The sequence below is a fragment of the Rhizobium sp. 0TCS1.26 genome, from assembly GCF_050455525.1.
Classification (GTDB): domain Bacteria; phylum Pseudomonadota; class Alphaproteobacteria; order Rhizobiales; family Rhizobiaceae; genus Neorhizobium.
This window is the reverse complement of sequence record NZ_JBCIYV010000002.1, coordinates 32,720-52,539: the sequence shown is the minus strand read 5'-3', so window position 1 is coordinate 52,539 and position 19,820 is coordinate 32,720. Positions and strand designations below refer to the sequence as shown.

The 19,820-nt window shown below is 63.3% G+C and carries 15 protein-coding genes; 4 read left to right on the top strand and 11 right to left on the bottom strand.

The features are described from left to right. Window positions 1–10: 10 nt before the first annotated feature. Entirely contained in the window at window positions 11–694 is a 684-nt protein-coding gene (locus tag AAIH46_RS07295) for an ABC transporter ATP-binding protein (RefSeq protein WP_430305088.1), read from the top strand. A gap of 81 nt (window positions 695–775) precedes the next feature. Here AAIH46_RS07295 and AAIH46_RS07290 read toward each other — a convergent pair whose 3' ends face one another. Beyond that, the gene (locus tag AAIH46_RS07290) at window positions 776–1,384 is read right to left on the bottom strand and encodes a DUF2026 family protein (protein ID WP_430305087.1); all 609 of its coding nucleotides are present in this window, start codon (window positions 1,382–1,384) and stop codon (window positions 776–778) included. Between the two features lie 674 nt (window positions 1,385–2,058). On the opposite strand from AAIH46_RS07290, the gene dnaE reads away from it, so the two are divergent. Continuing rightward, complete coding sequence (gene dnaE / locus AAIH46_RS07285) at window positions 2,059–5,541, top strand: DNA polymerase III subunit alpha (RefSeq protein ID WP_430306512.1); 3,483 nt, start codon at window positions 2,059–2,061, stop codon at window positions 5,539–5,541. A gap of 215 nt (window positions 5,542–5,756) precedes the next feature. Here the strand turns inward: dnaE and AAIH46_RS07280 are convergent, their stop codons facing one another. From AAIH46_RS07280 to AAIH46_RS07265, 4 genes are all read right to left on the bottom strand, one after another. Further along, on the bottom strand, window positions 5,757–7,007 hold the full coding sequence (locus AAIH46_RS07280; protein ID WP_430305086.1) for a L,D-transpeptidase family protein: 1,251 nt from the start codon (window positions 7,005–7,007) through the stop codon (window positions 5,757–5,759). 102 nt (window positions 7,008–7,109) lie between these two features. After that, a complete protein-coding gene (locus AAIH46_RS07275) occupies window positions 7,110–8,408 on the bottom strand; it encodes a DNA polymerase IV (protein ID WP_430305085.1) in 1,299 nt (432 codons plus the stop codon). 93 nt (window positions 8,409–8,501) lie between these two features. Then, window positions 8,502–9,149 (bottom strand): hypothetical protein, encoded by a 648-nt coding sequence (locus AAIH46_RS07270; RefSeq protein WP_430305084.1) that lies wholly within the window; start codon window positions 9,147–9,149, stop codon window positions 8,502–8,504. Further along, entirely contained in the window at window positions 9,149–9,454 is a 306-nt protein-coding gene (locus tag AAIH46_RS07265) for a DUF3572 domain-containing protein (protein WP_430305082.1), read from the bottom strand. Before AAIH46_RS07265 ends, AAIH46_RS07270 begins: the two co-directional genes overlap by 1 nt. 125 nt (window positions 9,455–9,579) lie before the next feature. Here AAIH46_RS07265 and AAIH46_RS07260 point away from each other — a divergent pair, with 125 nt between their 5' ends. Both AAIH46_RS07260 and AAIH46_RS07255 read left to right on the top strand, forming a co-directional pair. Continuing rightward, window positions 9,580–9,951, top strand: coding sequence for a response regulator (locus AAIH46_RS07260; protein ID WP_430305081.1), 372 nt, complete (start codon window positions 9,580–9,582; stop codon window positions 9,949–9,951). A gap of 13 nt (window positions 9,952–9,964) precedes the next feature. Then, a complete protein-coding gene (locus AAIH46_RS07255) occupies window positions 9,965–11,332 on the top strand; it encodes a PleD family two-component system response regulator (protein ID WP_430305080.1) in 1,368 nt (455 codons plus the stop codon). Between the two features lie 541 nt (window positions 11,333–11,873). On the opposite strand, the gene rpmG is transcribed toward AAIH46_RS07255, so the two are convergent. The 6 genes from rpmG to topA all read right to left on the bottom strand — a co-directional run bounded on the left by rpmG (window position 11,874) and on the right by topA (window position 19,578). Then, the gene (gene rpmG / locus AAIH46_RS07250; protein ID WP_116405487.1) at window positions 11,874–12,041 is read right to left on the bottom strand and encodes a 50S ribosomal protein L33; all 168 of its coding nucleotides are present in this window, start codon (window positions 12,039–12,041) and stop codon (window positions 11,874–11,876) included. A gap of 93 nt (window positions 12,042–12,134) precedes the next feature. Further along, window positions 12,135–13,319, bottom strand: a complete 1,185-nt coding sequence (locus tag AAIH46_RS07245; RefSeq protein WP_430305079.1) for an MFS transporter — start codon at window positions 13,317–13,319, stop codon at window positions 12,135–12,137. 29 nt (window positions 13,320–13,348) lie between these two features. Next, window positions 13,349–14,062 (bottom strand): NUDIX domain-containing protein, encoded by a 714-nt coding sequence (locus AAIH46_RS07240; protein WP_430305078.1) that lies wholly within the window; start codon window positions 14,060–14,062, stop codon window positions 13,349–13,351. Continuing rightward, the gene (locus tag AAIH46_RS07235) at window positions 14,059–14,526 is read right to left on the bottom strand and encodes a DUF983 domain-containing protein (protein WP_430305077.1); all 468 of its coding nucleotides are present in this window, start codon (window positions 14,524–14,526) and stop codon (window positions 14,059–14,061) included. The genes AAIH46_RS07240 and AAIH46_RS07235 overlap by 4 nt, the downstream gene beginning before the upstream one ends. A 13-nt stretch (window positions 14,527–14,539) precedes the next feature. Beyond that, entirely contained in the window at window positions 14,540–16,900 is a 2,361-nt protein-coding gene (gene rnr, locus AAIH46_RS07230) for a ribonuclease R (protein WP_430305076.1), read from the bottom strand. Beyond that, a complete protein-coding gene (gene topA, locus AAIH46_RS07225) occupies window positions 16,897–19,578 on the bottom strand; it encodes a type I DNA topoisomerase (protein ID WP_430305075.1) in 2,682 nt (893 codons plus the stop codon). The genes rnr and topA overlap by 4 nt, the downstream gene beginning before the upstream one ends. Between the last annotated feature and the right edge of the window lie 242 nt (window positions 19,579–19,820).

Here is a 19,820-nt window from a genome sequence, read left to right as displayed (position 1 = left end):
CTTGTCGCCAATGCCCCGCAAAACCGTTCTGAAGCTCGCCGGCGTCGATCGCATCTACGGCCAGGGCGATACGACGCTCGCCATCCTGAAGGGTGCCGATTTCGAGCTGCATGCCGGCGAGATCGTCGCACTGGTGGCGCCGTCGGGCACCGGCAAGTCGACGCTCCTGCATCTGGCGGGCCTGCTCGAACACCCGGATGCCGGCGAGATCTTCATCAACGGCGAAAGCTGCGGCAACCTGCCGGATGACCGGCGCACCGCCATCCGCCGCGGCGATATCGGCTTCGTCTACCAGTTCCACCACCTGCTGCCGGAGTTCACGGCGCTCGAAAACATCATGATGCCGCAGCTGATCGGCGGACTGCCGAAGAAGGAAGCGGCTGAGCGTGCTGCCCAGCTCCTGGACTACATGCGCATCGGCCACCGCGCCGAACACCGCCCTGCCGAATTGTCGGGCGGCGAGCAGCAGCGCGTCGCGATCGCCCGTGCGGTGGCCAATGCGCCGCTTGTGCTGCTCGCCGACGAGCCGACCGGCAATCTCGATCCGGAAACCGCCTCTTATGTCTTCGAGGCGCTGGAGGCACTGGTGCGCCAGTCGGGTCTCGCAGCGCTGATCGCCACCCACAACCATGATTTGGCTGCGCGCATGGACCGCCGCGTCACCATCGAAGGCGGCCGCATCGTCGATTTCTGACGGTTTTTCCGGTTGCCGGCACTGCGGAGCAGGTGAGGGGCGTTTCAGCCGGCCCCGTTCTTCATCTTTTCAAACCGGAGCTTACCAGCTGCCGGAAAGGGCGTTGCCGATCAGCGGCACGCTGCGCTTGGCGCCGGCATCGTCGCTAACCGACAGCGATGTCTGCATCTGCTTCGGCGACTTGCGAAACCACTGACTGGCGATCGAGGCGAGGTCGCCGGTGAGGCCGTGCCTCTGCCAGTCGGCGAACCGCCGTGCCATGGCCTCCGGTTCCGATTGGTAGAAGAAGTCGCCCGACTGGCCGAGCGCGTTGATCGACGGCGCCATCGCCGAGAGCGGCCGCTGGAACATCCGCGCCGCGACCGTCACCGTCTTCACACTTTGCGGGAAAGCCGGCGCCATGAAATCGATCGCAAAGCCGTCGGCCTCCACCCAGCAGTGAAAGTTATCTCCGGCTCCGGTCACGTAACCGTCCTCGCGGTGGTCGACAAACAGCACCACGGCGCCATCGAGATTATAGGCGGCAAGCCCGCCCTTGGGCACGGCCTGCAGCTTGAAGTGATGCTTGAGGATGAACGCACCGAAGCTGGCAAAATACATCGACGCGGTGGCCGGATCGGCATTCTGCGCCACGAGCAGGCTGTTGATGACCTTGTAGATCCGGTGATAGTCGCTCTGCTTGATCAACATTGGTGTTCGCCTGCGCTGCTGGTGGTTTTCGGCTTTCAGTAGGCGAGGCGGCCGGCGATGTAAACGCCAAGGCTGGCCTGGGTCGCCCGTCGAGTCCGGCGGCGGGGACAAGGATACTACGGCACCTGGCCACAACCTGTCGTCTGCCACCGGCCGCCAACTCACACTCCGTCATCCTCGGGCTCGTCCCGAGGATCCGCAGCCGCAGTTCCCGGGCAGTCCAACGTCGGCATGGCAAAGATCGGCGGCGTCGCAGACAGGGCGAACCGGCAGTAGATCCTCGGGACAGATTTGAAGATGACGGCCAAGTGCCCGGTCTATTACCGCCCGTTGAGTAAATTTGTTCCGCCTTCGTTCTTGCTCTTGACGCCGGTACAGAAAGAGAACAAAATGCAAACATTACGGAACAGGAGATTGATCATGACTGACCTCATCCGCGATGTTGCAGCCTTCGCCTCGATCATGACATTCGTCGCCAGCATCGGCATTCTCGTCCTCGCCTTCTGAAGCCGCAACCGCTCCTCCTGATCAGCCGACCCGGGGGGGCGGAATTCGCATCGACGTTGCGCGGTTTTCGGTTGATCGTCGAAGCTTCGGCTGGACTTAAAGGCGCTGCCGCCGGACAATGCGTCGATTCAGCAGGGCACGGCGGCGACATGGCAGATACGATCGATATGAAGCGGGTGGACACGCAGGCGCAAACGACGCCGCAGTTCGTCCATCTGCGGGTGCACTCGGCCTTTTCGCTGCTTGAGGGCGCTCTGCCGCTGAAGAAGATTCTCGCCAAGGCCACCGCCGACGCACAGCCGGCGATCGCCATTACCGACACCAACAACCTCTTCGTCGCGCTGGAGTTTTCCGAAAAGGCGGTCGGCGAGGGAATACAACCGATCATCGGCTGCCAGATGGCAATCGATATGCAGGACCAGGGCGATGAGAAGCGCGGCGGCAATGGCGGTCTAGCCAAGCTTCCCTCTCTGGTGCTGCTGGCCGCAAACCCGGTGGGCTATGAGCGGCTCGTGGATCTCGTCAGCCGGGCCTATCTCGGCGGCGAGGGCAGCCACATGGCGGTGCACATTGCCTTGTCGTGGCTGGAGGAAGAGGGCGCCGACGGCATCATCGCGCTCACCGGTTTTGCTTCCGGGCCGATCGATCCGCTGTTGAAGGAAGGTCACCGGGCGCAGGCAGAACAGCGGCTGGTGAGGCTGAAGCGGGTCTTCGGCGATCGCCTCTATGTCGAGCTGCAGCGCCAGAACGGCTATGACCGCCGCCACGAGCGCAAGCTGATCGAGCTTGCCTATGCACATGATCTGCCGATCGTCGCCACCAACGAAGCCTTCTTCCCGTCGAAGTCCGATTACGACGCCCATGATGCGCTGATGGCGGTGGCTCACAACGCCATCGTTTCCGATGACAGCCGCTTCCGTCTGACGCCCGATCACTACCTGAAGAGCCGCGAGGAGATGGCACGGCTGTTTGCCGACTTGCCGGAGGCGCTCGAAAACACGGTCGAGATCGCCCGGCGCTGCTCCTTCGTCCTGAAGACCCGCAAGCCGATCCTGCCGCGCTTCACCGGCGCAACCGACGACGCGGAAGAGGCGGAACGGGCAGAATCGGCCGAATTGCGGCGGCAGTCGGTCGACGGGCTCGAGGCGCGGCTTGAAGCGCTCGGAATGGCCAGCGGCTACACGGTGGAGGATTATCGCGAGCGGCTGGATTTCGAGCTGTCGGTCATCGAGCGGATGAAGTTCCCGGGCTACTTCCTCATCGTTGCCGACTTCATCAAATGGGCAAAGCAGCACGACATCCCGGTCGGCCCCGGGCGCGGTTCGGGTGCCGGTTCGCTGGTCGCCTATGCGCTGACCATCACCGACGTCGATCCGCTGCGCTTCTCGCTTCTGTTCGAGCGCTTCCTCAACCCGGAACGCGTCTCGATGCCCGACTTCGACATCGACTTCTGCCAGGATCGCCGCGAAGAGGTGATCCGTTACGTGCAGCAGAAATACGGTCGCGAACAGGTGGCGCAGATCATCACCTTCGGTTCGCTGCAGGCGCGCGCCGCGCTGCGCGACGTCGGCCGCGTACTGGAAATGCCCTACGGCCAGGTCGACAAGATCTGCAAGCTGGTGCCCAACAATCCCGCCAATCCGACGCCGCTGTCGAAGGCGATCGAGGAGGAGCCGAAACTTCAGGAGGAGGCCGATCGCGAACCGGTCGTCGCCCGGCTTCTCGATATCGCCCAGAAGATCGAGGGCCTCTACCGCCATGCCTCGACGCACGCGGCCGGCATCGTGATCGGCGATCGGCCGCTGTCAAAGCTGGTGCCGATGTACCGCGATCCGCGCTCCGACATGCCCGTCACCCAATTCAACATGAAGTGGGTAGAGCAGGCCGGCCTGGTCAAATTCGACTTCCTCGGACTGAAGACGCTGACGGTGTTGAAGACGGCGGTGGATTTCGTCGCCAAGCGCGGCATCCATGTGGATCTCGCCAAGATCCCGCTCGACGACCAGAAGACCTACGAGATGCTGTCGCGCGGTGAAACGGTCGGCGTGTTCCAGGTGGAAAGTGCGGGCATGCGCAAGGCCCTCATCGGCATGCGGCCGGACTGCATCGAGGACATCATCGCGCTGGTCGCTCTCTATCGCCCGGGCCCTATGGAAAACATCCCCACCTACAACGCCCGCAAGCACGGCGAGGAGGAGATCGAATCGGTCCATCCGACCATCGACTACCTGTTGAAGGAGACGCAGGGCGTCATCGTCTACCAGGAGCAGGTGATGCAGATCGCCCAGGTCCTGTCCGGCTATTCGCTTGGCGAAGCCGATCTTCTGCGCCGCGCTATGGGCAAGAAGATCAAGGCCGAGATGGACCAGCAGAGCGAGCGCTTCATCGATGGCGCAGTAAAGAACGGCGTCTCCAAGCCGCAGGCGAAGAACATTTTCGAACTGCTGGCCAAGTTCGCCAATTACGGCTTCAACAAGTCCCACGCGGCCGCCTACGCCATCGTCTCCTACCAGACGGCCTACATGAAGGCGCATTACCCGGTCGAATTCCTCGCCGCATCGATGACCTACGATATGGCCAACACCGAAAAGCTCAACGATTTCCGACAAGATGCCGGGCGGCTTGGCATCAAGGTCATGCCGCCGTCGATCCAGACCTCGTTCCGCATGTTCGAGACCGGCGACAACTGCATCTATTATTCGCTTGCAGCCCTGAAAGGGGTCGGCGAATCGGCGGTAGAGCACATCGTTGCGGTGCGCGGCGACCAGCCCTTCGCGAGCCTTGAGGATTTCTGCCTGCGCATCGATCCGAAGCAGGTCAACCGGCGGGTGCTCGAAAGCCTGATCAATGCCGGCGCTTTCGACGGTTTCGGTCGCAACCGTGCGGAACTGATCGGCGGGCTGGACCGCATCATCGGCTATGCGCAGCGCGCTGCCGAAGGCAAGACCAGCGGCCAGAGCGACATGTTCGGCTCCTCGTCGGCCGCAGGACCCGAAAAGCTCATCCTGCCGGCCTTCGATCCGTGGATGGCCTCCGACATGCTGATGCGCGAATACCAGGTGCTCGGCTTCTACCTCTCGGCCCATCCGCTCGATACCTACAAGGACGTGCTCGCCAAGATGCGGGTGCAGAATTTTGCCGAGTTCTCGGCAGCCGTGAAGGCCGGCGCCAATGCCGGACGTCTTGCCGGCACCGTCACCGGCAAGCAGGAGCGCAAGACGCGCACCGGCAACAAGATGGGCATCGTGATGTTTTCCGATGCCACCGGCCAGTTCGAGGCGGTGCTGTTTTCCGAGGCGCTGAACCAGTACCGCGACCTGCTGGAACCCGGCAAGTCGCTAGTCATCACCGTCCAGGCCGACGAGCGACCGGAAGGCATCGGCCTGCGGATCCAGACCGTCCAGTCGCTGGAGGAGAAGTCGGTGCAGATGCAGAAGGCGCTACGCGTCTTCGTCCGCGATTCCGGGCCCATGCGCACGGTCGCCAAGCATCTGAACGCCCGCGGTGACGGGCTTGTCTCGTTCGTCGTCATCAAGGATGACGGCCGGCGGGAGATCGAGGTGGAGCTGACGGAGAAGTACCGCATTTCGCCGGAAATCGCCGCAGCCCTACGGGCGGCGCCCGGCGTGCTGGACGTCGAACTGGTCTAGCCAGATCTGGCGAGACGCGGGATAAGTTTTCGGATCGTAAATTCCGCGTTCGCTCAATCACTTGCGGCGGGCGCCGGAATCAAGATGCCAGACCGCTGACAAAGGACATCAAGCCGCGGCAGCTAACCCGGGGGCGAAGGATTTGCCTTCTCCACCAGCGGCTTGGCGGAGCGATCGGAATCAAATCCTGAGGGGCATGAGCGGCAAGGTGGATGTCAGCCTTTGGCGCCGCCGTGGGTGACGGTGATGAAGTCGGTGCCCTTGCCGGTCTCGCTCTCGGTGCCGGCATCGGTGATCGTCATTGAGCTGCCTGTGGAGATCATCGCCGAGATCCGCCGGCGCAGGTCGTCGGAGATCGAGATCCGGTCCAGGACGCCCTTGAGGCTACTCTCGCCTGCAGTCTCACCGGATGTGATGCCAAGTCGCTTGGCGGTCGCGGCCGGCAGAGCGTTGGCAAGCGTCAGCCCCTGCCAGCTGGCCTTGCCGCGGCCGCGGTCGATGGCCGTCAGGCTGTAGAAATGCGTGCCGAGCGCGATCTCCGGCCGGGCAATGTCGACCGGCTCAGAAATCAGTGGCGCAAACCCCCGGCGTACCATCAGCTGGCCCTTCGGCGGCGCCGGGCGGTCGGCGCTCGCATAGATCGCCTTGAGGAAGGCGGCGCTCAGAATGCCGCCCCTGGCCGGCAGATCCTTCCACCGCTTGAACGCCTCGACGGCGCTGCGGGTCGCCGATCCGGCAACGCCGTCCGGCGTGCCGGCGTCGAAGCCGAGCTCGGTCAGCATCGCCTGTACGTCGGCAATCGTCTCCCGGTCGGTCCGGCGGGTGATGAGGATGCGCAGCGGTTCCGGCTCGTCGGCGCTTGTCGCGGCACGGTCGCTCAAGATGTTCAGCGGCGCCCTCGGCATGTTCATCGCCACTTCGATCTGTTCGATGGAGCTGTGCGCGGAGGAGGGGCGAAGCGGCACGTCGGAGAGCAGATCGCCGGCCGGGCGCTGCGCCGGCGGCGAGAACAGGAGCGGATGGTCGATGACAACGGGTGCGACGGCCGCGTCGCTGATGATCACGTGAACGCCGGGGCCGGTCATCTGGTACAGCGATTTTGCAAACGCCGCCGGCAGCCGCACGCAGCCGTGAGAGGCCGGATAGTTCGGCACGCTGTTGGATTCGTGCAGCGCGATGCCCGACCAGGTCAGCCGCTGCATGTAGGGCATCGGCGCATCTGAGTAGATGTTGGACTTGTGGAACTTGCGCTTCTCCAGCACCGAGAAGATGCCGGTCGGCGTCTCGTGGCCCTGCTTTCCGGTCGAAACCTTGGAGGTCGCGACCACCCTGCCGCCGTCATAGACGGAAAGCGACTGGCTGTCCTTCGACACGATGATCTGCAGGCTGCGCGGATCGTCGGCTGCGGCAACCGAAGTCGCGCAGCTTGCGACGAGGGCAGCCAGGATTGCGGCGCGCTTCAACATGGGGACCTCTTACGCAGAACCAAGGTCCGGACAATACGCCTCGAAATTTAAGGAAGGTTTAGACGCCGGGCGAAAGGCTCTCGCACGCTGTGGAAAAGCGGATCACGGTTGCTTGATGCGCCGCCCGGTGCCGAACGTGTAGCCGGTCTCCACGGCGCCGGTGCCGAACTTGTGGCGTAACCGGTCCATCGCGGCTTCCGCCGCCGCCCGTCGGCTCGCCTGGGCATCGACGAGGTCCGGCGGATCGGCCCGGGCCATGTCGGTGAGATCAGTGACGCCGATCCCGATCAGCCGGAACCGCGTGCCGTCGGTCTCCCGCTCCAGGAGGCTCAGACCGGTGCGGAAGATGCGGTCGGCAAGCAGTGTCGGGTCTTCCAGCCGCCGGTTGCGGGTACGGCTCTTGAAGTCGCCGGTCTTCAGCTTCAGAACGACGGTCTGTCCGGCGATGCCCTCTTTCTTCAGCCGCGCGGACACCTTCTCGGAAAGCCTGCGCAGGATCGGCACCAGTTCTTCGTGGCGGGAGATGTCGTCGAAGAAGGTGGTCTCGGCCGAGACGCTCTTTGCCGCATCGTTCAGATGCACCACGCGCTCGTCGATGCCGCGCGACAGGCGGAAGAGGCGCTGGCCCATGCTGCCGTAGCGGCGCATCAGGTCGCCTTCCTCCATTCGCTGCAATTGGCCGATCGTGCGGATGCCATCCGCCTCCAGCGTCGCGGCAAAGGCCTTGCCGACGCCCCAGATGGTGGTAACGGGGCGCGGGGCCAGGAACTCGAGCGCTTCCGCCTCGCCGATTACCGAGAAGCCGCGCGGCTTCTGCAGGTCGGAGGCCACCTTGGCGAGGAACTTGCAGTAGGAGAGGCCGACAGAGATGCTGATGCCGATCTCGCTCTCCACCCGACGGGCAAGTCTGGCGAGAATTCGGGCCGGAGGGTCCTGGTGCAGGCGTTCGGTGCCCGACAGGTCGAGGAAGGCTTCGTCAATGGACAGTGGCTGGACGAGCGGCGTCAGCTCCTGGAACAGCGTGCGGATCTGCCGCCCCACAGTCACGTATTTTTCCATGTTGGGGCTGATGACCACGGCGTCCGGACAGGCTTCCAGCGCCTTGAACATCGGCATGGCTGAGCGCACGCCACTGATGCGGGCGATGTAGCAGGCGGTCGAGACGACGCCGCGCTTGCCGCCGCCGATGATCACCGGTCTGTCGGCCAGCTCCGGATTGTCGCGTTTTTCGACAGAGGCATAGAAGGCGTCGCAGTCGATATGGGCAATGGCAAGGTCGTAGAGCGAGGGATGGTAGACGAGGCGGGGACTGCCGCACTTGGTGCAACGTCGCCGACCCTCCGCCTGCCCGGTCAGGCAGTCGCGACAGAAGCCCGGATCGGTGGCGAAGGAGCGAGTCATCTCGGGAACAAAGGTTGAACGATCCCGACCATAGGCCGGTTGGTTCACCGCGGCAAGCGCTCCGAACCGATGGCCGGCAGATTGACCGCCGGATCAGGCGGCGCTGGCGAAATGTCGACGCAGGGCCGTCAAAGCCGCTTGCCAGTCCTTCACCTGAACCACGTGCGGGCCGGGCTTGGGTGCATGGCGGTGCATTTCGGATGCCGGCATCAGATGCACGAGCAGGCATTCCGGAACGCTGTCGGCGACGGACACGTGGTTGTGCGCCATGTCGTCGATGAAGGCGAGCGGCAGCGGTCGGTTGCCGTGCATCTGGCTGACGACCGGCCCCTTCGCACTTTCGGTCGCCAGCAGCGGGAACGGCAGGCCGAGCCTGTCGAGCAGGCGGCGGCGCATCTCGGTGTAGCGCGGCGGCATGGCGGTCAGGAACACCACATCGGCCTCGGCACCGATCTCCGTCAGTGCCGACACGGCGTCGCCGAAGGGTGTCTGCCAGGTCTCCTGGGCGGCAAAGAAGTCGAGGATCAACTGGCTGACGGCAGCGTCGGCCAACGGCATCTCGTCGGCAGCCGAGACGATATTGCCGTGCAGCCTGTAGGATCGCGGCACCAGCCGGTGCCCTAGGCTGCCGAGAAACCCCTGGAACGGCGTCAGGAACTCCAGCACCACGTCATCGACGTCACAGACCGCCAGGGGCCGGTCGCTCAGCCGCAAGTTTGCGAGGTCGACGATCTCGCCCATCAGTATTGGCCCGAATCCAGCCCCGGGCCGGAGAAATGCTGCCAGGCGCTGACCACGGCCTCCGGTTTCCAGTCGCTCGCCTCGCAGAAAGCGAGAAGCGTCGGCTCGTGCGCCATGACGAAATCGATCATCCCGGCAAGGAATCCCGGATCGTCCATGGCAGCACGCATCTGCCCCGGCTGGACGCCCGACAGCGTCAGGAATCGGCTAAGCATTTCCGGCTCGTTCGCCAGCCACTGAAGAATGGCGCCGGCCGTCTCTTCGGGCGAGGGGAGGCGCTGCGATTTGCCGGTGTCAGGACGCATGAACGAACAAGTTACCTTTTCTTCAACCAAATGACTTTAGTCTACCGTTTCCAATGATGGAATCGGCCGCCCGCGAGCTTATATCTCGACAAGCTGCTTGTAAGGCTGGATTTAAGGATACGCAAATGCCCAAGCGGGTGATGATTGTCGAAGACAACGAGCTCAACATGAAGCTCTTCCGCGATCTGATCGAAGCTTCGGGCTATACCACCATCCAGACCCGCAATGGCATGGAAGCGCTGGACCTTGCCCGCAAGTATCGCCCCGACCTGATCCTCATGGATATCCAGCTACCGGAAGTGTCGGGGCTGGAAGTGACGAAGTGGCTGAAAGAAGATGACGAACTGCATGTCATACCGGTCGTCGCCGTTACCGCATTTGCCATGAAAGGTGACGAGGAACGCATCCGGCAGGGCGGCTGCGAGGCCTATGTCTCAAAGCCCATCTCGGTGCCCAAGTTTCTGGAAACCATCAAGACCTATCTCGGCGATGCCTGAGGGAGCGTGACGGATGACTGCGCGGATCCTCGTCGTCGATGATATCCCGGCCAATGTGAAGCTGCTCGAAGCGCGTCTTCTGGCGGAGTATTTCGACGTTCTGACGGCCGAAGACGGATTCAAGGCGCTCGAGATCGTCGCCAAGACGCCTGTCGACATCATCCTGCTCGACGTGATGATGCCGGGCATGGACGGTTTCGAAGTCTGCGAGCGGCTGAAGGGCAATCCCGCGACCTCGCATATCCCGGTGGTCATGGTGACGGCGCTCGACCAGCCGACCGACCGGGTTCGCGGCCTGAAGGCCGGTGCCGACGACTTCCTGACCAAGCCGGTCAACGACCTGCAGCTGATCTCCCGCGTCAAGAGCCTGGTGCGCCTGAAGACGCTCAGCGACGAATTGCGCATCCGCGCCGAGACCGCCCTGCACATCGGCATCGACGACGTGACCAAGCTTGATCATCTGGACGCGCCGGGTCAGGTGCTGCTTGTCGACGGGCGGGCAAGCTCGCAGGAGCGGATCATCAAGGCACTGAAGCCGGTGGCCGAAGTCACCGCGATGTCGGATCCGCAGGCCGCCGTGTTCGAGGCGGCTGAGAACCCGTTCGACCTCGTGATCGTCAACGGCAGCGGCGATGACTACGACCCGCTGCGCCTGTGCTCGCAGCTGCGCATGCTTGAACGGACCCGTTTCCTGCCGCTGCTGCTGGTGACGGAACTCGGCGAAGAGGACGTCATCATTCGGGCGCTGGACCTCGGCGTCAACGATTACATCGTCCGGCCGCTCGATCCGAACGAGCTGGTGGCCCGCACGCTGACCCAGATGAAGCGCAAGCGCTACAACGACCTGCTGCGCACCAGCGTAAGACAATCGATCGAACTGGCGGTCACCGACGGCCTGACGGGCCTTCACAACCGGCGCTACCTCGACAACCATCTGAAGACGCTGTTCAACCGGGCGGCCGCGCGTGGCCGTCCGCTGTCCGTCTGCATTACCGATATCGACCGGTTCAAGCTGGTGAACGACACCTACGGCCACGATGTCGGCGACGAGGTGCTGAAGGAGTTCGCCCGCCGGATCCGCTCGACCGTGCGGGGCGCGGATCTCGCCTGCCGATACGGCGGCGAGGAGTTCGTCGTTGTCATGCCTGACACCGATGCGGATGCAGCAGCGGCCATCGCTGAGCGCTTGCGCGGAATGATCGAATCCATCTCCTTCGAGCTTAATGCCGGTGCGGTCAATCTGAAGGTTACGGCGTCTCTCGGGCTGGCAACCAACGTAACCGGCATCGAAACGCCGGAGCAGTTGCTCAAGCAGGCAGACCGCGCACTTTATGAGGCCAAGGGCAGCGGCCGTAATCGTGTTGTCGCAGCAGCGGCGTAATATCGACCTGAAGCAAACACTCGGAACCTGTCGACAGCCTTGTATGGAAGGCAGGAAGAAAAGCCTGTCAGCCTGCCGGCACCGCACGAAGTGTCGATAACCAATGCTTGAACTTTGCAGCAACCGTCCCGTTTTTAACCATGTTGCATGAGATTTGCGCAGCCCGTTAAGAATAGGTTGATTTTTCTGCCGATCTACGCGAGTTTACTATAGCGGAATAAGTTCCTCAGGGAACAGTCATACCCCATGATGCTCAGGTCCGCCGCATCTCCTGGGTCGTGGGGTTGGCTGGCCGGCATGCATATCACGCGGTTCCTCGTGCCGCTTTGCATGTCGGCCGGCCCCCGCCATCACCGATCTCCCGACTTTGAAATAATCGAGACAGGACCTTCGAGGCGTCCAGCACCGGCCGGGGAGGGATTGGCCTGTCATGTCCCGTGACCTGGGGCAGACGCAACCTCATCCGATAGCAGGACCGGAAACGCAAAAGGCGCGGGACCTTGCGGTACCGCGCCTTTTTGAATGGGATCGAGGATCAGAGTTACTTGATCTTCGTTTCCTTGAAGTCGACGTGCTTCTTAGCGATCGGGTCGTACTTGGTCTTCGTCATCTTGTCCGTCATCGTACGGCTGTTCTTCGTCGTGACGTAAAAGAAACCAGTATCGGCCGTCGACAGCAGCTTGATCTTGATGGTCGTAGCTTTCGCCATGGTCTTCCTGCCTCTAATAAAAATCGGGCCGCGGATGCCTAAGCGCAATCCACGGCGAAATCTGGCGCGAAACTACAAATCGCGCCCGGAAAGTCAAGTCCGTTCTCGGCGGAAAAGCCCGCGGAAGAGGGATATCAGCACATAAAGGGCGAAGAAGCCTGCCAATGCCCAGGCAAACCCGTCATTGCCCGAGACATCGATGGATACGCCGATCGCCTGCGGACCGGCAACCGTGCCCACTGCGTAGCAGAAGACGAAGGCGGCATTGGCGGCGGCGAGATCCGAGCCGGTGAGTCGCGATCCGAGATGCGCAAGGCCGACCGTGTACAAGCCGGACACACAGCCACCCCAGACGAGCAGGAGGCCGGCCATGAGCCACCAGTTGCCGATGAGCGACGGCAGCGCGAGTGCTCCCACCAGGCCAGCCAGAGCCATCAGGAACAGCATCGGGCGGCGATCCTTGAGGCGGTCGGATATCATTCCGAACGGGATCTGGAAGACCATGTTGCCGATGCCCATTACCGTCAGCAGCAAAGCCGCATCCGATTCCGTCAGGCCGGAGCGATTGGCATAGATCGGGAACAGCGACAGTCCGCCGGCTTCCACGGCGCCGAACACGAACACGGCGGCCGTGGCGGTCGGCACGAGGAGGACGTAGCGCAGGAAATGCTGCTGCGGCCGGTCGCTCAGCACCGGGCTCTCGTTGCGCGCGATGTAGATGGGGATGAAGGCGACGAGGATTGCCGCAGCCCCGATCAGGAAGGGCAGGATGCCTTCGCTGCCGATCGCCGAAAACAGCAACGGTCCGATTGCGAAGCCGATGGCAAGCACGGTCGCGTAGATCCCGAGCACCAGCCCGCGCCGTCGGGGGGGCGCCGCTTCGTTGATCCAGAATTCCGACAGGATGAATAGCGTCGTCACGGCGCCATGGAAGGCGACCCGCAGCGGGAACCACATCCAGAAATCGGCGGCATAGTAGAAGCCGAGCGCGCTGATGGCGGAGATGACCACCGCCCACAGCATGGTCCTCGCAACGCCGAACTCATGGGCGAGCTTGGTGGTGACGGGAGCCGCCGCCATCGCCGCGATGCCGGCCATCGCCGAGTTGAGGCCGATCAGCGTCGACGAGATGCCGCGCTTCTCCAGGATGATGCTGAGCAGTGGCAGCCCGAGACCGATGGCGATGCCGACGGCACTGATGGCGGAAATCGCAGCCACCAGCGACGGCCAGTGGATTTCTTCCCGGTGGCCGCTATCGCCGCCCGCCGTATTGGCCATCTGCCGTTCCTTAGAAAGTGCATCCATCGTTACAGCCGACTGCGCAAGAATTGACCGTCGCGGTTCGTATAAACCACCAATGGGCTTCCAAACGGCAAAGCACCGTCCAACTCAAGTGAAATTTTCAAGTCACCGGCTACGGCGCTGACAATGGCTGGCATTTTGACGGACTCCAGGTCGTTGATGTCGACCCAGCGGAGCTCGTTCAATTCCTCGCTCTCCCGCAACAGGCCGGGATCGATGCGAGCTTCGTCGATGAATGTGGCGAAGAACCGGTTGTCGAAGCGCCGGATTGCGCCGGGTGGCGTGACGGCCCGGGCGATGTAGCGCAGACTGGAGAGATCCGGCGCCCAGCCGCGCGGCGTTTGGCAGCCGTTGAGCCGGCCACCGGTTTCCTCTTCGAGCTCGCGAGCAGCCGCAAGCGCTAGCGCCCTTGCGCCGCCAGCCGTCATTCGCGGCGCGCCGCTGAGGATCAGCTTGTCGATGACCTCGGGCCGCAGGTCTTCTTGAAATGGAAGCGCGTGGTCGCGAGGATCTCGCCGTCCGCCCGGGAATACGAACAGGTCGGGCATGAAGGCGTGCCCGCTGCCGCGTTTGCCGACGAGGAGGCGGGGGATGCCAGCCCGACGATCGATCAGGATGATCGATGCAGAGGCGCGTGGCCGCAGTGAGTGCCGCGGACGCTCCGCGTTATCCTGCTCCCCAGCTTTGCCGGCGGCCGCCAGGCCGTCGCCGGGGCTCATTCCAGCGGGCCGCCGCGACCAGGATCGAAACTCTCGTCCTGCTTGCCGAAGCCGTGCATCCGCAGGGCCCATTGCAGGCCGATCACGGCGCCCTTGACCGGCTGCATCGACAGGAGCGCCATGGCGATGGTGATCGGCGTCCAGATCGCCAGATGGACCCAAATCGACAGCGGCCAGATCATGTCGGTCATCATGAAGCCGCCGACCGTCACGTGGCCGATGACGAAGATGACGAGGTAGGGCGGCAGGTCGTCGGCGCGGTGGTGGTGGATGTCCTCGCCGCAGACTGCGCAGGCATCGACAGGCTTCAGGAAGCCGCGGAAAAGCCGGCCGCTGCCGCAGTTCGGACATTTGCAGCGAAGGCCACGGAGTATCGAGCGGCCCAGCGGTCGTTCGGGCCGACCGGCGTCACCGTAGTGCAGACCGTCCACCGGCTCATGCGCATGATCGCTTGCGGCTGTCATCGTCGAAAATCTCCTACCGCCCGCGGCGGGGCGGTCGCGTACCTGGTTTGTGCGTCGTCCGGCGTTCCCGTCGTCCCGCCTTGTGGAAGGACCGCGTCGCCGGAGACATCTTGCGCCCTTCGCTCAGCATCTCGAAGCGCAGCGCGCCTGCAAGCGGGATGGCCTCGACAAGCTTCACGTCGACTGGGTCACCAATCTGGTAGCCCAGGCTGCTCCGTTCGCCGACCAGCGCCTGACGGCTCTCGTCGTAATGGAAGTAGTCCGTTCCGAGCGTAGATATGGGCACGAAGCCATCGGCGCCATAGGTGGGCAGCGCGACAAAAAGTCCCGACTTGGTGACCCCTGAAATTCGAGCCTCGAACTGCTGGCCGACCCGCTCTGCCAGATGGTGGGCGATCAACCGGTTGATGGTATCGCGCTCGGCCGCCATCGCACGGCGTTCGAAGGTCGAGATTTCCGCCGCGATATCCTCGAGCTGCGCCTCTTCCTCCGGCGTGATGGCGCCTTCGCCGAGCGCCAGCGAACCGACGAGCGCGCGGTGCACGATCAGGTCGGCGTAGCGGCGGATCGGCGAGGTGAAATGCGCGTATTTCATCAGGTTGAGGCCGAAGTGACCGATATTGTCCGGGCTGTAGACGGCCTGGCTCTGCGAGCGCAGCACCATCTCGTTGACCATCACCTGATGTGCCGTGTTCTCTGCCTTGGCGAGAATGCCGTTGAACGAGTTGGCGCGCATTTCGCCGCCCTTGGCCATCGGAATGCCGAGTGTCGCCAGAAACTCGCGCAGCGTTTCCTGCTTGGCGAGCGATGGCGCATCGTGGATTCGGTAGACCAGCGGCTGCTTTTTCTTTTCCAGCGTCTCGGCAGCGCAGACGTTGGCCTGGATCATCATCTCCTCGATCAGCTTGTGGGCATCGAGGCGCTCGGGAATGACGACGCTGTCGACGGTGCCGTCTTCCTTCAGCTTGATCTTGCGCTCCGGCATATCCAGCTCCAGCGGCTGGCGCCGGTCGCGGCCGCGTTTCATCACGCCATAGGCGTGCCACAGCGGCTTCAGGATCGGTTCGAGCAGCGGCCCGCTCTTGTCGTCGGGTTTGCCGTCGATCGCCGCCTGCGCCTGCTGATACGATAGCTTCGCGGCACTCTTCATCATCACGCGATGGAAGGTATGGCTGGCCTTGCGGCCTTCCTTGGAGAACACCATGCGCACGGCAAGCGCCGGACGGTCTTCGCCTTCCCGCAGGGAGCAGAGATCGTTGGAAATCCGCTCCGGCAGCATCGGCACCACGCGGTCCGGGAAATAGACCGAATTTCCGCGCTTCAGCGCTTCGCGGTCGAGAGGCGAGCCGGTGCGCACGTACCAGGAGACGTCGGCGATGGCGACGGTGACGATAACGCCCTCGGGATTGTCGGGGCTCGGGTCGAGTTCGGCATACACGGCGTCGTCATGATCCTTGGCGTCGGCCGGATCGATGGTCACCAGCGGTACGTTGCGCCAGTCTTCGCGCTTCGACAGGCTGGCAGGCTTGGCGGCATCCGCCTCGTTCAGGACCGCCTGCGGGAAGATGTGCGGGATGCCGTGCGAATAGATGGCGATCATCGAGATCGCCTTTTCCGTGGCGACGGAGCCGACGACGGTCAGCACCTTGGCGCGGGTCAAGCCAAACCGGTCGCCGCGCAGGACGTCGGCTTCGATCAGGTCGCCGTCCTTGGCATCGCCGAGATCAGCGGCAGAGATCTGCATTTCCTCGCTGCGCCGATCAATCGGCATCAGCCGCGCACCGCCCTCCGGCATCATGCGGATGACGCCCAGTGCGGCGTTGCGGTGCTTGTCGATGACCTTGACGACGCGCGCCGTATAGGCGGGGCCGGAGCGGTCCTTGTTGGGGAAGATCTTTGCCAGGACGCGGTCGCCGAGACCGGCGGTCGGCGTCTTGCCCTTGCCGCGATCGCCGGAAGACTGGCGGATGAGCACGGCCGGCGCGACGCCTGCTTCGTCCAACCATTCGGCCGGCCGGGCGATGAGGTCGCCATCCTTGTCGCGGGTGGTGATGTCGAGAACCGTCATCGGCGGCAGCGCGCCCGGTCGCGTCAGCGACTTGCGGCCCTTCTGCAGCAATCCTTCGGCTTCGAGATCCCGCAGCACGTCCTTCAGCTCGACCCGGGCGTCGCCCTTCAGGCCGAACGCCTTGGCGATTTCGCGCTTGGATGCGCGATCAGGGTTGTCGGAGATGAACTCGAGAAGGATCTCCCGTGGCGGCACCACGCCATGCACGATCGCCGGACGCTCTGCCTGTGCCGGCTTTCCGGCACGCACCGATAGGGTCGGTCCACCGGCCTTGATACGCTTGCCTTCCCGCGGTTCTCTCGTCACGTGCCTGTCTTCTTCACCTTCGGTGCCGCCTTGGCCTTCGGCTTGGCGGCGGTTTTCGTCTTGGCCGCGCTCTTCGTTGCGGCGGCCTTGGTCACGGTCGTCCTGGCAGCTGCGGTCGCAGCCTTTGCAGGTGCCTTCTTCGCCTTCGTCTTCGGCGCCGGCATCTTGCCGGCCTTCTCGGCGATCAGTGCCAGCGCATCCTCGGCCGTCACCGACTGCGGATCCTTGCCCTTCGGCAGGGTGGCATTGACCTTGCCCCAGTTGACATAAGGGCCGTACTTGCCTTCGCGCACGACGATCGGACCACCATCCGGATGGTCGCCGAGTTCCTTCAGCGCCACGGCTGCATTGCGGCCGCGTCCGGGGCCCTTGCTCTGCTTGTCGGCCAGCACCGTCACCGCCCGGTTGAGGCCGATGGAAAAGACGTCCTCGATACTTTCGAGATTGGCATAGGTTCCATCGTGCAGCACGAACGGTCCGTAACGTCCGAGGCCGGCGGAGATCATCTTGCCGCTTTCGGGATGCTTGCCGATGTCGCGCGGCAGACCGATCAGGGCGAGCGCCTTCTCGTGGTCGATATCCTCCGGCTTCCAGCCCTTCGGCAGAGACGAGCGCTTGGCTTCCTTGCCGTCGCCACGCTGGATGTAGGGGCCGAAGCGTCCCGAGCGAAGGGTCAGTTCCTCGCCCGTATGCGGGTCTGCGCCAAGCGCCTTGGGCTCCGAGAGCGCCGAAGCTTCGGCTTCCGATCCGTCCGACGACAGCTGGCGCGTGAAGTTGCACTCCGGGTAGTTGGAGCAGCCGACGAAGGCGCCGTACTTTCCGAGCTTCAGCGACAGGTTGCCGGTGCCGCACACCTGGCAGATCCGCGGATCGCTGCCATCGTCGCGTTTCGGGAAGACCAGCGGTGCCAGCGCCTCGTTCAGTGCATCCAGCACATTGGTGACGCGCAGTTCCTTCGTCTCGTCGATCTGGCCGAAGAAATCCTTCCAGAAATCGCGCAGCACCTGCTTCCAGTCGAGTTCGCCGGCCGAGATCTTGTCGAGCTTTTCCTCAAGGTCGGCCGTGAAGTCATATTCGACATACTTGGTGAAGAAGCTTTCGAGAAACGCCGTCACCAGCCGGCCCTTGGCCTGTGGCGTGAGCTTGCGCTTGTCGATCGTCACATATTCGCGGTCGCTCAGCGTCTTCAGCGTCGCGGCATAGGTGGACGGACGGCCGATGCCGAGCTCTTCCATCTTCTTGATCAGCGACGCTTCCGAATAGCGCGGCGGCGGTTCGGTGAAATGCTGGCTGGAGTTCACCTTGCTCTTGACAAGCTTTTCCCGCGCGTTGATCTCCGGCAGGCGACCATCATCGTCATCCTCCGCGGCATCGCCTTCCTCCCGCTGGTCCACATAGGCGGCGAGAAAGCCGTCGAAACGAACGACGGAGCCGACGGCGCGCAGACCGGCGCGCTCGGTGCCATTGGATGCCTCGATATCGACCGTTGTGCGCTCCATCTCCGCCGATGCCATCTGGCTGGCGATGCCGCGCTTCCAGATCAGTTCATACAGGCGCAGCTGGTCGCCTTCGAGGAAGCGCCGCACCTGGTCAGGCGAGCGATTGAAGTCGGTCGGACGGATCGCTTCGTGAGCTTCCTGGGCATTCTTTGCCTTGGTCGAATAGAAGCGAGGCTTTTCCGGGCAGTAGCGAGCGCCGAACTGCTCGCCGATTGCGACGCGGGCAGCATCGATGGCTTCCGGCGCCATCTGCACACCGTCGGTACGCATATAGGTAATGAGACCGACGGTCTCGCCGCCGAGCTCGATGCCTTCATAGAGCTTCTGCGCCACCTGCATGGTGCGCGAGGCGGAGAAGCCGAGATTGGAGGAAGCCGCCTGCTGCAGTGTCGATGTGGTGAAAGGCGGGCCGGGATTGCGCTTGACCGGCTTGGCCTCGACGGTTTCGACCGTATAGCTGGCGCCTTCGAGAAGCGCCTTCAGCCGTCCGGCATCCTCGCCGTTCTTCACGCCGCGTGCCTGAAGCCGCTTTCCGTCGGCTGCAACAAGACGGGCTTCGAACTCGTCGCCGCGCGGCGTCTTCAGAAGCGCCGAGAGGTTCCAGTATTCCTCGGCAACGAAGCGCTCGATCTCGGACTCGCGGTCGCAGACGAGGCGCAGTGCCACCGACTGAACGCGGCCGGCGGAACGGGCACCCGGCAGCTTGCGCCACAGGACCGGCGACAGGTTGAAGCCGACCAGGTAATCCAGCGCCCGGCGGGCGAGATAGGCGTCGACCAGCGGCGTGTCGATGTCGCGCGGATTGGCCATGGCATCGAGCACGGCCTTCTTGGTGATCGCATTGAAGACGACGCGCTTGACCGGCTTGTCGCCGATGACCTTCTTCTTCTTCAGGAGGTCCAGCACGTGCCAGGAGATCGCTTCACCCTCGCGATCCGGGTCGGTTGCCAGGAACAGGCCGTCGGAATTCTTCACCGCATCGGCGATGTCCTTCATCCGCTTGGCCGACGCCGTATCGACCTCCCACGTCATTTCGAAGTCCTGGTCGGGCAGTACCGAGCCGTCCTTGGCAGGCAGGTCTCGGACGTGACCAAAGGAGGCGAGAACCTTGTAGCCAGGGCCAAGATACTTGTTAATGGTCTTGGCCTTGGCCGGAGATTCGACGACGACAACGTTCATATTGGTTCTCTGGGGCGTGCGAGAGGCTTCAGGCTCAGGTGCCTGTGCTCAAAATCTGACCTCTCGACATGGATGGGCTTTCGCTCGCGGTCAAGAGGTAACGCCCATTTTTAGCCAGGCACCACCTGATGCAACCAGAAGCAGTAATCGCGTTAGTTGCAATCTGGGATAAATAATGTCAGGTTGAGATGACGGCAATGAACTGCGCCTTTAGCGCGAGTTTCAGTTGGGGCGGATGGCGG

Bases quoted from the DNA above. Each gene is read 5' to 3' on its own strand.
- AAIH46_RS07275 (WP_430305085.1), bottom strand. From the start codon at position 8,408: ATGACTCGCTCCTTCGCCACCGATCCGGGCTTCTGTCGCGACTGCCTG.
- AAIH46_RS07235 (WP_430305077.1), bottom strand. From the start codon at position 14,526: ATGACAGCCGCAAGCGATCATGCGCATGAGCCGGTGGACGGTCTGCAC.
- AAIH46_RS07255 (WP_430305080.1), top strand. From the start codon at position 9,965: ATGACTGCGCGGATCCTCGTCGTCGATGATATCCCGGCCAATGTGAAG.
- AAIH46_RS07290 (WP_430305087.1), bottom strand. From the start codon at position 1,384: ATGTTGATCAAGCAGAGCGACTATCACCGGATCTACAAGGTCATCAAC.
- AAIH46_RS07240 (WP_430305078.1), bottom strand. From the start codon at position 14,062: ATGAGCCCCGGCGACGGCCTGGCGGCCGCCGGCAAAGCTGGGGAGCAG.
- AAIH46_RS07280 (WP_430305086.1), bottom strand. From the start codon at position 7,007: ATGTTGAAGCGCGCCGCAATCCTGGCTGCCCTCGTCGCAAGCTGCGCG.
- topA (WP_430305075.1), bottom strand. From the start codon at position 19,578: ATGAACGTTGTCGTCGTCGAATCTCCGGCCAAGGCCAAGACCATTAAC.
- AAIH46_RS07295 (WP_430305088.1), top strand. From the start codon at position 11: ATGCCCCGCAAAACCGTTCTGAAGCTCGCCGGCGTCGATCGCATCTAC.
- dnaE (WP_430306512.1), top strand. From the start codon at position 2,059: ATGAAGCGGGTGGACACGCAGGCGCAAACGACGCCGCAGTTCGTCCAT.
- AAIH46_RS07260 (WP_430305081.1), top strand. From the start codon at position 9,580: ATGCCCAAGCGGGTGATGATTGTCGAAGACAACGAGCTCAACATGAAG.
- AAIH46_RS07265 (WP_430305082.1), bottom strand. From the start codon at position 9,454: ATGCGTCCTGACACCGGCAAATCGCAGCGCCTCCCCTCGCCCGAAGAG.
- AAIH46_RS07245 (WP_430305079.1), bottom strand. From the start codon at position 13,319: ATGGCCAATACGGCGGGCGGCGATAGCGGCCACCGGGAAGAAATCCAC.
- AAIH46_RS07270 (WP_430305084.1), bottom strand. From the start codon at position 9,149: ATGGGCGAGATCGTCGACCTCGCAAACTTGCGGCTGAGCGACCGGCCC.
- rpmG (WP_116405487.1), bottom strand. From the start codon at position 12,041: ATGGCGAAAGCTACGACCATCAAGATCAAGCTGCTGTCGACGGCCGAT.